Source organism: Mucilaginibacter sp. P4_D1, from assembly GCF_056401935.1.
The window spans coordinates 123,905-138,163 of sequence record NZ_JBFUIJ010000004.1 but is presented as its reverse complement, the minus strand read 5'-3'; the positions used below and the strand labels follow the sequence as shown (position 1 = coordinate 138,163).

The following is a 14,259-nucleotide window of genomic DNA, read 5'->3' as shown; positions in this document are numbered from 1 at the left end:
ACAATGGATAGCAAATTATTGCTTGTCTTTGATTATCGCTTCAAAATCTTAGCTCTTAGCTCTTTTTAACGGTAGTATTTTATCATGGAATCAAAAACAAAACTCGCCATAGTTACAGGAGGCGCATCGGGCCTGGGATTAGCCACGGCAAAAAAATTTATTGAACAAGGCATCAGGACGATTATCATTGGCCGTGATGAGCAGAAACTGGCTAATGTGGCTCATGAACTTGGCGAACTTTGCAGTTATAAACAGTACGATTTGAGCCAAACCGCTGTGATACCGGCTTTAGTAGCGTCAATTGTGCAGGAATTTGGCCCACCCGATATACTGGTGAATAACGCCGGCATCAACCATAAAAAGCCGTTTACAGAGGTTACCGACGATGATTTTCAGCAAATTATACAAACAAACCTGGTGGCCGTATTTACACTGAGTCGCGAAGTTGTAAAAGCTATGCTGAAGGTGGGCAGCGGCAGCATTGTTAACGTAAGTTCAATGGCGGCGCAGTACGGCATTCCTTATGTGATAGCTTATTCCGCATCAAAAACCGCTATTGAAGGCATGACCCGCGCCATGGCCACTGAGCTTTCGCCGCAGGGCATCCGGGTTAATTGCGTGGCGCCGGGTTTTATCGCTACAGATATGTCGGCAAAGGCATTGGATAATGATCCCGCCAGGAAACAAAAAGTTTTAGGCCGCACCCCCATGGGCAAACTGGGCGAACCTGCTGACATTGCCGAGGCCATTTATTATTTAGCCACAGATAGCGCCAAATATGTAACCGGCGTAATATTGCAGGTAGATGGCGGGAATTCGATTGGGTTTTAAATAGTTTTCACCTTCCTGCTTTCGCCCTTATTATTCAAATTATTATCTCAGCTACATCAGCACACATTTGCAAACCTGTCCGATTTGGGCAGCAGGCTTATCATTTTTGCTGCCCGGTTTTGATGTAGGTGGCAACATCAACCATTGGGGCAACCCAAATGTCCTTTTGATGCTGTTTAAGGTAGTGCAGCAACTTACTGTGCGCATCCAGGCTAACGTTAAGGTTATGCCCGCCCCCAACACCATGAAATAAAAACACCAACAACGTGCGCGATTGCATGGCCTGTTTAACCAGGTTAATTAAATAATCGGCAGATTGCCCGTTAATCATAAAACTATCAATGTTATCCAGGTTTACCTGTTTTAATGCCTGTAGTCCCGGGGCAACGCCGCGTGCGCCTGCAAAATCATTTTTAAGGTAATCGTAAAAATATTTATCCCCTATTTTAAGGTCGCCGCAGGGGAAGGCAAAGGTACGCGCCGCTTTGCCGTCAATAGCTTTAAGCAGGGTATTGGTTGCTTTTATTTCTTTAACGGCACGTTCAAGCGAGTATTTGCTAAGGTCTGTTTCGGCGGTTACAAAGCCGCGGCCCGGCAAACTGCCATCGCAGGGATGATAAAGAGAATGATTACCCAACTCGTGGCCATGCGCCGCAGCTTTTCGCCATTCTGCCATCCGGTTTACCACAACCGGCGATGAGCCGATAAGGTAAAATGTCCCTTTCAAGTTGAGCGAGTCGAGCGCAGGCAGCACGTTATCAAGGTCAACATCAATTGCGTCATCGTAGGTTAATACAACTGCGCACTGTTTATTATTCCACAAGGGCTTAACCTGCGACCTTGAAGTTAGCGCAAACAGTAGTAAAAAAAATAGGGTGGCGTATTTGACTGGTTTCATTTAATATTCCGTTTTTTTTGATTTGGTTATTTAGCTACGGGATTGCCTGCTTTTTCCTGCTCCATCATTTTTTTAGCCCAGGCAATAAAGTATTTTACGTTGGGGGCATCGGTATGGCCGCCATCGTGCTGCCGCCAGGCCAGTGCACCATCCAGCATCCCGGTGTTTACCGGCGGCATTTTTTCTGTTTTGTAATCGTTTGTTACGCCGATATCTTTTACGCCTAGTAATTTAAAAACCGACCCGGCGGCAACGGTAGCCATATAACTCCCCTGCTGATCCAGCCATTTGGCGTCGCCCTGTTCTGGAATGCCGTAGCTGATAAATGTAAGCCTTGGCGCGCAAAGGGCTATCAGTTCATGCGCATCTACGGGTAAGTCCTTTGCTGTTTTAGCGGCAAAGGTGGCCTCGCTGGCCCCGTATTTCATAAAGTTACCTGCCATCCAATAATACTCGCCGCCGGTTAAACTTTCAACCGCTTCGCCAAAATTGCGGCGGTGTAATTTGGCGCCACCCTCGCCAGACGAACCGATGAGGCCCATGGCAAAGCGCTGCTCAAAAGCCAGCGTAACCAATGCGGCTTTGCCATAGCGCGATACTCCTTCAATGCCCACGTGTTTGGCATCAACGGCGGGTTCGGTCTCCAGGTAATCCAAAGCCCTTGCTGCGCCCCATGACCAGGCGCGTAAGGCACCCCAATCATCTGGTTTACGGGGTTTCCCTTTATTTACCAGGCCAATAATACCTTTGGTTAGCCCCTCTGCATTATCTGCCTGTATCGATGAAGGATCAATCAGCACATAACCCCAGCCATTGGCTATCAGCTGCATGGCCGTAGGCGGATCGCCCTTTATTACCGGGAAACCACCCGGCCCAAACGGCGATTGCTCGGGCACCGGGTTATAAGCGGGATATTGCTCAAAAATGGCTTTCAGCTCCGGGTGTTCTTTTACAAGTAACTCCTTCAAAGCGCTGTTTATCTTTTCCAGGTCAGCAGGCGATGGTTGCGCCGGCGCCGGAAGCGCACTGCGGGCAAACATCATTAGTACAGGAACAGGGCCCTTGGCAAAGGCCGGCAGTACCAGTGTCATTTCAATGTTGACGTTGATTGAGGGGCAGGCGGTATTATCAACATGACCTATCAGTTGTTTGGCTATCACAGGATAAAAACCCACACGTTCTTTATCGGTTACCTTTACTGTCCAGGTTACTTTGGGTACATTAGCCGGTATCCTGCCGTAAACTTCACGCTCCATATCCTCTATAATTTCGGCGCGGCGTTGTTTCCACCACACATCGGCAGTGGTTACTTTTTTACCATTTTTAAGGGTAAGGGCATCCGGTAAACCGGGGAAAGGGTTGGCTAAGGCCTCATCGTAGTTAGCGTGGTTGGGGGCATTCTCATCACCACTTGGGCCATTACGCAGTGTTTTAATACCCAACTGTTTCATCATATCCTGATGGTCCTGTTCGGCCGTAAAATTTACCGGGGCCGGGCTTTGGGCGCTAACTACTACGGGCAATGCAAGTAAAAAAAAGAAAATGGCAGTTTTCATTTTTATGGGTTTTATATAGTGAATTATGGCTTATCAGTACGAAAAGGCGATGCGGGCAAACCGTCTTTGTTATACAGGTTGGCCCCATCGGGGTTATCGGCCCAGGCATACCTTACATATAATGGCGTTGGTACCCTATCGCTCCAAACCAGCACCTTATCGTCCTTAATAACGGCACTGGCCCAAACAAACTTTTTGTCGGCACCAGCTACAGCAAATTGTGATAGTTCATCCCCATTTTTAGCAACAAGCCCAGCGCCTGTATATCTAAATGTTAGTTCAATTTTATTCCCGTCTACCCGTGCCGATTGATAAACCGGACCACAAGGGATTATATTGCTATCACCATAAGCTACATTTTCGGCAGCCATGGCCAGGCGTTCACCTACCGTTTTTTTATTAAGCGGATGAATATCGTTCCATTCGCCGGCATCAATAGTTACAGCCATGCCTGTGCCGGGTAAGGCAAGCGCCTCCAGTTGCCCCTCCCGTAATTCGGCCCAGTCACTTTCGGCCGGAGCGTATTGCGCCTCATTGAAATTTGGCAGCTGGGCATATACAAACGAAAGGTTGCCCTGTTGCCATTTATCGCGCCAGTCGGCAATAAGGGCTTTTAATAAAACGCCGTATACTTTTGCGCTATTGGCGTTACTTTCGCCCTGGTACCAGGCAAGCCCTTTGATGGTGTAGTTAATAACCGGCGCTACCAAGGTGTTATAAAGGCCGGTCGGTTCATTTTGGGCAATAAACTCGGCAACGGGCTTAACCGGCTCAAACACCTGCCCTACTTTATACTGCCAATCGCCGCGCAGGTCGATTGTGTCTGCCGCCACGCTCAGGTAATATCTTTTATCGGGCACAAAACCGCCTTTGTCCGCGGTATTTACCACCCGCACAATTATTATATTTTTGCCCGGCTTCAGCAACCCCGCCGGTACATTATAACGCCGTGGCGGATACTGGTAGGTAATGCTACCTACAAGCTTGCCATTAATATAAGTTTGATCGGCGTCAATTATTCTCCCTAAAAACAATTTAGCTGCTTTGCCATCAAAAGATGCCGGCAGATTTACTTCTTTACGAAACCAAACCACACCATTCAGGCCTTTAACGCCCTGGTCGGCCCAGTAACCAGGTAGCCAGTAATGGTGCCAGTTATGCGGCACGTAGGCGGTATCGTACCATGGTTTAATTTCTGTTAAGCCCTTATCAATTCCTAAGGCGGATGTATTGAGCGGATTATTAGGCGGCAAATGCTTTTTTAAAACGCTATCCATAAAAACGGCATCGCCAAATTGCTTTACCCGTTCATGATAGGGTTTGATATTCCTGAGTCCCTGTTCACTAATCCAGGCTTCTATAGGTGTGCCCCCTACGCTTGAATTAATGATGCCTATTGGCACATGGTATTTTTGATAAAGCCGTTTGGCAAAAAACCACGACGTAGCGCCAAAACCCAGCACTGTTTCAGGGTCGGCCTTTACCCATTTTCCGGATAGCAGGTTGGTGTGCTGTTTAGTTACATCGGCCTCCGTCTTCACAAAAAAGTTCCTGATTTGCGGGTAATTGGCGGTAGCTATCTCATCGGGGTATTTTTCCTTTACCCGCTCCATTTGTAATGCCATATTTGATTGGCCCGAACAAAACCAAACATCGCCAACTAAAATATCGCTGATGGCGATATGATTGTTGCCTTGTATATCCATTGTGTAGGGTCCGCCCGCAGGCATTGCCGGTAAAACCACTTTCCACGAGCCATTTTTATCGGTAACCGCACGAAAAACCTTATGCTGAAATTCAATGCTGATCTTTTCGCCTACCTCTGCCCATCCCCAGATATTCACATGTGTATTGCGCTGCAGCACCATGCCGTTTGCAACCAGCTGCGGCAGCCGCACCAAAGCATAGGCAGGCAATATAAAACTGGTGCACAGCGCAATAAGCAATAGCTTCACTGAATTCATAACTTGCTGGAACTTTTAGTTTGGAGGTTTACCTTTACGAAGTAACAAATAAAAAAAGATTTACGCAATCGATTGCACAAATCTTTTTCAAAAACCAACATACATATTAATACCTGATGATTTGCATGTAGGCGGGCAACAGCGGCAGGCATTGGCCTTAACGGCAATTGATGCGGCTACGTGTTTGTAGAAAACGCTGATTAATATGACTTTACGAAAGGTTTATATCTCCCTTACATCAGCAGCGCCAACCCAGCCTTCATTGCCGTTGGCCAGTTTAATTTTTATCCAGTTGGCATTTTTATCAAGAATATTGACCTTAGTACCCTCATGAAGTACAAATCCATTTTTTGCGGTATTAGAGGGCGCGTTTTTAACGTTTACCGATGAATTGAAGATAATACCATCATGATGCGCATCAAAGTAGGCCGCCTGCCTCCCCGAAATAAAAATGGTACCGATACCCAGCAGTACCAGCAAGATAGCAGAATAAAACGATACCTTTTTTACACCCACAGAGCCCGAAAACCTGTAAAGGATAAGTAAGCATGACGCTCCTATAAAAAGCAGCACACTGAAAACTGCAAGTGTATTGGCTGGTAAAGCAAGTATAAAGCCAGTCCACCATTTGGTGATAAAAAACTCGGGAGCTGCCTCAATTTTATCGGTAGTTTTTGAATTGGCAAACTGAATGTTTATACGGATATCCTCGTCGCCCGGCGATAGCCTGTGTGCTTTTTCATAATATAACAATGCGGGTGCTATATCGCCATTTTTATAATAAGCATTACCAAGGTTAAAGTAAAGGCTGGCCGATTGATAGCCATCATCAACCATTTTTTGATAAGTTGCCGCGGCTTCTTTATAATTTGCCTTTTGGTACAGGTTATTACCTTTTTTAAACAGGGCCGGGCCTGCATCATCGCTAAAAGCCAGCAATGGCGCTACAATCAACAGCAACAGGTATATCAGGCGCTTTAGCATGTTATATTTTATCTTCAATGTTATTGATCATGTTTTTTGCCTTATCAAACACCTCCTGCTCCGATATCCCCGAAACCGGGGCAAAGCGGGCCATATCGCAAAGGTCTAATGTTTCCAGCAATTCGTTTATAGTTGGCTCGTCCAATTCCCGGGCCTTCAGTTCGGTAGCTATTTTTTCGCGGTTCAGCTCGGCAGCGGCAATATTCAACTTGTCGCCTAGGTAGCCGTACAGCCCTTTAAACACATTTTCATAAAATACCGGCTTGTTGTTTGCCGATAGCTGCGCTTTAGCGCTGGCCAGGTGTTTGGCGGCAATTTTACCGGCCTTGCGGCTTTTTACCTTCACCACGTCGCTGTTTTTCATTTCGTATACTTTGCCGTAAACTAAAGCACCAACAAACAGCAGCGGCCCCAGTAACAGCAGGAAATAATACAACCCAGATCCATAAAAACCTTCATCATCTTTGCTGATATCGCTCCCATCCGTTTTAATGTAGCGGATATCTTTATTCAACAATTTAACATCCTGTTTATCGGCACCAATGGAGGTAACGTTATTTTCGGTTGCACCTTTGGCCACATTAATGGTGAAGCCTTTGGTTTGCTGGCTTACATATTTGCCTGCCGATAAATCATAGTACGAAAACTTAATAGGATCGATATTGAATTTGCCGCCATGGCGTGGTATCAGCAGGTAATTGTATACCCTGGTGCCCGATTCACCATTTTCAGTATCAGTTATCGTATCGGTTACCTTAGGGTCGTACTTATCAAAATCAAGCGGAAACTCGGGCGCTATGGGCTTCAGCAGTTTTAGGTTGCCCTTGCCACTTAGTATAATTTTGTAGTTGAGGGGCTCGTTGGATTTAAGATCTGTTTTATCAACCGATGTGCTTATCGAAAAACGGCCAACCGCGCCGCTAAATCCGGAAGGCTTGCCACTTTCTGGCAATGGTTTTACGTGGATAACCACGGGGCTGCTTTTAATTTTGTATTTAACATCATTGTAGCTGCCACCACCAAAAAAGTTATCAAAAGGATCGGCCGATTGTACGGTTTCGCGCACAATAAAATCCATGATCATCGGGTCGATGGTGATATTGCCGGCACGCTCAGGGAAAAGGATGCTTTGCTTTATTTCGGTTACGTTGTACTTTATACCTTTTATGGTTTCAATACGCCATTGAACGGCGTTGGGGTTATTTGTACTTTTAATTTCCTGGCTATAAAAACCATTCTGGTCCGACATTTTTTCCAGCTCGCTGCCAACCAGCGCCACCCTGGTGTAAAGGCGGTAGCTTAAAGTGAGCTGCTCGCCTATGTAGGCATTGGTTTTATTTACGTCAGCCCTTATAAAAAGGTCTCTATTGATATCTTTTGAGTGGCCGGCCACAACGCCCTTGCCCTGGGCTTCGGCCTGTAGTTGCTGCTGCCTTTGCGCTGCATTAGTTTGTGCGGCCGACATCCCCCTTACTACCTTTATTTTAATGGGGCTGGTGCTTAGCTGTTTTCCATTTACAACAATTGTTGCCGGGCCTATGGTAAAAACACCCTCTTTAACCGGTACCAGGTCATAACTATAGGCCATGCTTGATGATGAAGCACCGTTAATTACGGTCATACTCTGGGAGACATTTGGTCCCGAAACCACTAAAAAGCCATTAAAGTTTGGCGGCACAAATCTTTCGCCGTTGCTGTTTATGGTAAATGTAACCTCGAATTGCTCGGTAGTACCCACTTCGGTTTTATTAACAGAGGCGGTGAATTTTACACCCTGCGCAAAAAGCACCGTTGTACAAAACAGCAGGAGCAACGATATGTAGTACTTTAACTTCATGTGCTATAAATATAAGGCTTACCAGTCTTTTGAAATATTGGTTCTGGCGCCTTTTAACTTTTTATTTTTCAGTTTGTCCTGCGTTGCTTTCTCGTCGTTTTTCAGGGCTTCCAGCATACGCTCGGCATCATCTTTTGATACATTGTTGGGCTGCGGCTGTTGTTGCTGCTGGTCCTGCGGATCTTTATTATCAGGCTTGTTCTTATCCTTATTGTCTTTGTCCTTTTTATCCTGATCTTTCTTGTCCTGGTCTTTTTTATCTTTATCCTTGTTGTCTTTATCCTTATTCTTGTCGTCCTTGTTTTTATCCTTGTTCTTGTCTTTATCTTTATTCTTATCGTTTTTGTTCTGGTTCTTTTTATCGTCCTGTTGCTTCTTTAGCATTTTTTGGGCATATGACAGGTTGTAGCGGGTTTGCTCATCGTTAGGATTATTAAGCAATGATTTTTTATAGGCGGCAATACTCTCGTCCAGTTTTTTGTTTTCCAATAAGGAGTTGCCTATATTATGGTAAGCATTTGCCAATACCTGCTTGTCTTTTGATGTTGCTGCTATTTTGGTAAACTGCTGTTGTGCATCCTCAAACTTTTTTTGTTTGTATAAGGCATCGCCCAGGTTAAAATTACCTTCAACCGTTTTGTTGTTGGATTTAGCCAGCGCTTTACGGTAGTTATCCTCGGCCTGTTTATAATTTTTAGCCTGGTAAAGCTGGTTACCTTTCCTGATGTCCCTTTTTTCCTGCTGGGCAAAAAGGAATGAAGCCTGCAGTACTAATAATACAACTATAATTAATTGCTTCATGGCTTTTTAACTTCAAATAATTTAATCCCGCTTAAACGCATGTTTTTACGGTTTGATATAAAGAACTCAACCAGCAGCAACACAAAGGCAATGGCCAAAAAGAACTGAAAACGATCTTCAAAATCCTTGAACGACCGGCTATCAACCGTTTTGCGCTGCAATTTATTAATCTGGTCCATTACAATGCCCAGGCCGCTGTTGGAGTTATTGGCGCGCACGTAAACGCCACCACCTGCGGCCGAAATCTCTTTACACATATCCTCGCTCAGTTTACTTACCACTTGCTGGCCGGTTTCATGGTCCATATGGAAACCTGTTTGGTGTCCCTGCTCGTCATACACCGGTATAGGCGCGCCGCTTTCCGATCCTACACCGACCACATTTACAGATACATCTTTTGATTTGGCTGCCGCCGCGGCTTCAACAGCGTTATCCTCGTGGTTTTCACCATCAGTAATAACAATCATGGCCTTGCCGGTACCATTTTTAAAATCGAACGATTGCATGCCCAGGTCAATAGCCGCGCCAATGGCTGTACCCTGCGTTGGCACCATTTCGGTATTAATGGTACTCAGGAAAAGCTTGGCTGCCGAGTAGTCGGTGGTTATAGGCAACTGTACATAGGCCTGGCCGGCAAATACAATGATACCAATACGGTCGTCATGCATACGGTCAATCAGCTGGGCAATGGCGCGTTTGGCATTTTCCAGGCGGCTTGGGGCCAAATCCTGGGCCAGCATACTGTTTGATACATCAAGCAGTATCATTAAATCGGCACCTTTGCGTTTTACTTCCTCGGTTCTTGAACCAATTTGCGGGTCGGCTATGCCGATGATGAGCATGGCGTAGGCCAGCAAAAAGAAAATGAACTTAAGCCACGGCCTTGATAATGATACCTGCGGCATCATCATCATCACCACTTTTTTATCTCCTAATGACGAGATGGCTTTCTTTTTCCAGATGCTTACCGCCAAAAACGCGATGATAAACACCGGGATGATTACCAGCCCCCATAAATATTCTATATGTGCAAAACGTAGCATCTGTTAGGTTAAAGCCCCTTTAAACAGGGTGTTTTTTAATATAAATTCCAACGACAGGAAAGCCAACGCTATAATTGCCCAGGGTAAAAACAGTTCTGTTTTTTTGTGATACTGGGTAACGTCAATTTTGGCTTTTTCCAGCTTGTCAATCTGCTCGTAAATATTTTTAAGTGTTTCGTTATTGGTAGCTCTGAAATATTTACCACCGGTTAGGCTGGCAATTTTTGATAACGTGCCCTCGTCAATTACCACAGGCATTTTTTGATATTGTATCCCCGCCGGTGTTTGTACCGGGTAGGGTGCAAAACCATTGGTACCCAGCCCCACTGTATACACCCGTACGCCAAACTGGCGGGCAATTTCGGCGGCGGTTATCGGCGGTATCGAACCCGCGTTGTTTGATCCGTCTGTGAGCAATATAATTACCTTACTTTTTGCCTGGCTGGTTCGCAGGCGGTTTACCGCGGTTGCCAACCCCATACCAATGGCGGTACCATCGGTTATCATGCCGTTACGTACATCGGCAAAAAGGTTTATCAATACGCTATGGTCAATTGTTAACGGGCATTGTGTAAAGCTCTCGCCGCTAAATATCACCAGGCCTATGCGGTCGTCCGGGCGGCCTTTTATAAAATCGATGGCAATTTGTTTACCGGCTTCCAGGCGGTTGGGCTTAAAATCTTCGGCAAGCATACTGCCAGAAATATCTGAAGCAATGATGATATCGATACCCTCGGTAGTACTGTTTTGCCAGCTTAACGACGATTGAGGCCTGGCCAGCGCAACAATCATAGCCGATAAGGCCAATGACCGTAACACAATACCACTATGCCTGAATTTTGGCAGCGTGCTTTTTTTTAGGGTAAAGCCCCGCAGGGTAGGCACATTCAGGTTGCCCTGCAATTGGCGTTGTTTCCATATATACCAGCCAACCATAAGGGGTATGCTGATGAACAGCCAAAAAAATCCCGGGTGGGCAAATTCTATTCCTTTAAACCAGCTCATTTACCCTCCTCTTGTTTATCGGCCAGTGGCTGGTATGCCTGCTGGGTTTTGTTTACAAAGCTGATGGCATTATCCATACTTTGTTCGTTTTCAAAATGCAGCGGTTTTTCCTTGGCAAATTTCACCAAATCGGCAAGTATCAATACCTGGCGCAGCAGGTTTTTATCAGCATCGGCAATATCAAGCAACCGTAAGCTATCAAATATCTCGTCGGTTGTTTGTTCATGGGTTTTTATGCCATAGCGCTTCTCTAAATATTCGCGCAGTATTTCGCTTAGCTCAATATGGTATAATTTTACATCCTGCTCGTAAGCTTTCTTACCGCGCAGCTCCTGTAGTTTTTGTAGGGCGATGATGTGCGGCGGCACTTTTGGTTTTGGCGGCTCAACTACCACTATCTTTTTAGGCCTGCTTACAAAATAGTAAATAATGCCCGCAGTAATCAGCAGTACCAAAAAGCCAACGGTAACCCATTGCCAGTTATCGCGCAGCCAATCAAAAAACGAATAATTGACTATAAGCGGCTGCTTAATATCATAAAATCCCTTGGTGGTATCAACAGCAACGGTTTGCACAGTGAGTGTTAATGGCTGCGTGTATACCGGGCCTTTTGTGGTTTTAAACGCGTAGGACGGAATTACATACGCCCCACTATCAAACGCCGTTATGTTATAAGCGCGGTGGATGGTTTCGATACTTTGATCCTGCTTGTCAAAAACAGTATCGGCCTTACTGCTTACAATCTGAATTTTGCCGGCAATGGAATCAACCAGCGCCGGGAACTCTATTTTATCCTTTATGCTATGCCTGATGCTTAGGTTAAGCTTGGTTTGCTGGCCAATTAAAATGGTGGCCTTATCCAGTTTTGCCTCGGCCTGCGGGGCCTGGGCAGAAGCGGTATAAAAAGTACCTGTAAGCAGCAATACCAGGAAATATTTTAAACACTTGATCATCTCCTGCCTTCCCGTTTTTTAAATAGTGTCATTAATGGTTTTACGTATGATTCGTGTGTGCCGATGCTGGTAAAATCAACACCGCATTTTTTAAAAGTATCGCCCATGGCAATGGTGCGGTTGCGGGCCTCGAGGCTGAATGCATAGCGCACCTCCTCGTCAGCCGTATTTATCCATACTACTTCGCCGGTTTCCTCGTCCTTCATCGGGATGAGGCCCAGGTTAGGGAATACTTCTTCATGTTTATCAAACAGCCTCACAGCAATGATATCGTGTTTTTTGTTGGCTATTTTCAGCTCGTTTTCAAATGCCGGGCTTATAAAATCCGACAGGATAAAGGCGGTGCATTTCTTTTTAATAACGCTGGTAAAGTACTTTAACGCCACGCCAACGTTGGTGCCTTTATTTTCGGGCTTAAAATCAATCAGCTCCCTGATGATCATCAATATGTGCGACCGCCCTTTTTTTGGCGGGATGAATTTTTCTATCTTATCGCTAAAAAATATCACCCCAACTTTATCGTTGTTCTGGATGGCCGAAAATGCAAGCACGGCGCAAAGCTCGGTAGCCAGGTCCTGCTTTTGCTGCCCCTGGGTGCCAAAGTTTTCAGATCCACTCACATCCATCAGCAGCATTACGGTAAGCTCGCGCTCCTCATCAAACACCTTTACGTAAGGGTGGTTAAAACGCGCGGTAACGTTCCAGTCGATAGTACGTATCTCGTCGCCAAGCTGGTACTCGCGCACCTCGCTAAAGGCCATACCCCGCCCCTTGAAAGCCGAATGATATTCGCCCGAGAATAAGTGGTTACTTAAACCCCTCGTTTTTATCTCAATCTTCCGTACTTTTTTTAAAAGATCCTTGGTTTCCATAAGAGGCCCCCTCTAAATCTCCCCCTGAAGGGGGAGACTTTTGAAAAGTATATTTTTTAATTTAAACTAATGTCATTTCGAACGATAGTGAGAAATCTTATACGCCCTGCTTGCGGACTTTGCCTTATACGCCCTGTTCGCAAACTTTGCTATACGAATTGCATGCGTGCATAGTCTTACAAGATTTCTCTTTCGCTCTCCCCCCTCATCCCCCTCCGCTCTATCGAAATGACAATGGCGAAGATGTGCGGTGGTACCTTTTCCTCCCTCTCCTTTGGAGAGGGGCGGGGTGAGGCTCCTTACGGTACCTCTATCGCGTTCAATATTCCGGTAATAATATTTTCGCTGGTGATGTTTTCTGCTTCGGCCTCGTAGCTTAAGCCAATACGGTGGCGCATTACATCGTGGCAAATAGCACGCACATCCTCGGGTATTACGTAGCCCCGGCGTTTAATAAAAGCATAAGCTTTTGCTGCCAGCGCTAAACTGATACTTGCCCTTGGCGATGCGCCAAAAGTGATGAGGTTTTTGTAGTGAGCCAGTTTGTACTGCTCGGGGAAACGGGTAGCGAAAACAATATCGATGATGTACTGCTCAATTTTTTCGTCCATGTAAACCTCACGAACTATTTTACGGGCACGTACAATTTCTTCGGGTTTAATAACAGGTGATGGTTTTGGCATACCGCCTGGTAATATGCTTGACCGGATAATCCTTTTTTCTTCTTCACGCTCGGGGTAAGTAATTACCACTTTCAGCATAAAACGGTCAACCTGTGCTTCGGGCAGCGGGTAAGTGCCCTCCTGCTCAATTGGGTTTTGGGTGGCCAGTACCAAAAACGGGTTTGGCAGCGGGAAGGTATTATCGCCAATAGTTACCTGGCGCTCTTGCATAGCCTCTAAAAGTGCACTTTGCACTTTGGCAGGTGCACGGTTAATTTCATCGGCCAAAATAAAGTTGGAGAACAATGGCCCTTTACGAACAATAAATTCTTCTTTCTTTTGGTTGTAGATCATGGTACCAACCAAATCGGCAGGTAATAAATCGGGCGTAAACTGGATGCGGCTGTAATCGGCCTGGATACATTTGGCCAGTGTGTTGATAGCCAAAGTTTTTGCCAGCCCCGGAACACCTTCCAGTAAAATATGCCCATCGGCTAATAAACCGATCAGCAAACGTTCAACCATATATTTTTGCCCCACGATCACTTTATCCATCTCCATCTTAAGCAGATCGATAAATGCGCTTTCGCGTTGTATCATTTCATTAAGCGCCCTGATATCTGTTGAATACGATGTGCTGCCGGTAACAGCGCCCGATGAAACATTTTCTGTACTACTTTTAAATTCTTCCATGAACCTTTTTTATTTCGAGAGCAAACTTAAACACACAAACTTTTTTCTGCTAAAAAAATTCCACGTTTAATTGTTAAAATTTGTTAAATCTTTAAGTGTTAGCTGTAAATATAGGTTTTTTATCGGGGTTGGGGGATCTGGGGGTCGGAGGTCTGATGCC

The 14,259-nt window shown here is 45.5% G+C and carries 12 protein-coding genes; 1 reads left to right on the top strand and 11 read right to left on the bottom strand.

Annotation, left to right across the window (positions count from 1 at the left end; translation table 11 throughout):
• Positions 1-84: 84 nt before the first annotated feature.
• The gene (locus tag AC1DV1_RS06085; RefSeq protein WP_477356584.1) at positions 85-831 is read left to right on the top strand and encodes an SDR family NAD(P)-dependent oxidoreductase; all 747 of its coding nucleotides are present in this window, start codon (positions 85-87) and stop codon (positions 829-831) included.
• A gap of 100 nt (positions 832-931) precedes the next feature.
• Here the strand turns inward: AC1DV1_RS06085 and AC1DV1_RS06080 are convergent, their stop codons facing one another.
• The 11 genes from AC1DV1_RS06080 to AC1DV1_RS06030 all read right to left on the bottom strand — a co-directional run bounded on the left by AC1DV1_RS06080 (position 932) and on the right by AC1DV1_RS06030 (position 14,099).
• Entirely contained in the window at positions 932-1,729 is a 798-nt protein-coding gene (locus tag AC1DV1_RS06080; RefSeq protein WP_477356582.1) for a polysaccharide deacetylase family protein, read from the bottom strand.
• A gap of 26 nt (positions 1,730-1,755) precedes the next feature.
• On the bottom strand, positions 1,756-3,285 hold the full coding sequence (locus tag AC1DV1_RS06075) for a glucuronyl esterase domain-containing protein (RefSeq protein ID WP_477356580.1): 1,530 nt from the start codon (positions 3,283-3,285) through the stop codon (positions 1,756-1,758).
• A 23-nt stretch (positions 3,286-3,308) separates the two neighbouring features.
• Entirely contained in the window at positions 3,309-5,249 is a 1,941-nt protein-coding gene (locus AC1DV1_RS06070; protein WP_477356578.1) for a sialate O-acetylesterase, read from the bottom strand.
• A 222-nt stretch (positions 5,250-5,471) separates the two neighbouring features.
• Complete coding sequence (locus tag AC1DV1_RS06065) at positions 5,472-6,233, bottom strand: tetratricopeptide repeat protein (protein ID WP_477356576.1); 762 nt, start codon at positions 6,231-6,233, stop codon at positions 5,472-5,474.
• Between the two features lies 1 nt (position 6,234).
• Positions 6,235-8,070 carry a BatD family protein gene (locus tag AC1DV1_RS06060; protein WP_477356574.1) on the bottom strand — a complete coding sequence of 612 codons (1,836 nt, stop codon included), beginning with the start codon at positions 8,068-8,070 and terminating at the stop codon, positions 6,235-6,237.
• 18 nt (positions 8,071-8,088) lie between these two features.
• Positions 8,089-8,871 (bottom strand): tetratricopeptide repeat protein, encoded by a 783-nt coding sequence (locus AC1DV1_RS06055; protein WP_477356572.1) that lies wholly within the window; start codon positions 8,869-8,871, stop codon positions 8,089-8,091.
• Positions 8,868-9,914, bottom strand: coding sequence for a vWA domain-containing protein (locus tag AC1DV1_RS06050; RefSeq protein WP_147053651.1), 1,047 nt, complete (start codon positions 9,912-9,914; stop codon positions 8,868-8,870). The genes AC1DV1_RS06055 and AC1DV1_RS06050 overlap by 4 nt, the downstream gene beginning before the upstream one ends.
• 3 nt (positions 9,915-9,917) lie before the next feature.
• The gene (locus AC1DV1_RS06045) at positions 9,918-10,919 is read right to left on the bottom strand and encodes a vWA domain-containing protein (protein WP_477356570.1); all 1,002 of its coding nucleotides are present in this window, start codon (positions 10,917-10,919) and stop codon (positions 9,918-9,920) included.
• Entirely contained in the window at positions 10,916-11,872 is a 957-nt protein-coding gene (locus AC1DV1_RS06040; RefSeq protein WP_477356568.1) for a hypothetical protein, read from the bottom strand. The genes AC1DV1_RS06045 and AC1DV1_RS06040 overlap by 4 nt, the downstream gene beginning before the upstream one ends.
• Positions 11,869-12,744: a DUF58 domain-containing protein gene (locus tag AC1DV1_RS06035; RefSeq protein WP_090641767.1), complete on the bottom strand. Its 876-nt coding sequence runs from the start codon at positions 12,742-12,744 to the stop codon at positions 11,869-11,871. Before AC1DV1_RS06035 ends, AC1DV1_RS06040 begins: the two co-directional genes overlap by 4 nt.
• Positions 12,745-13,043: 299 nt before the next feature.
• Positions 13,044-14,099, bottom strand: coding sequence for an AAA family ATPase (locus AC1DV1_RS06030; protein ID WP_147053654.1), 1,056 nt, complete (start codon positions 14,097-14,099; stop codon positions 13,044-13,046).
• Positions 14,100-14,259 lie beyond the last annotated feature (160 nt).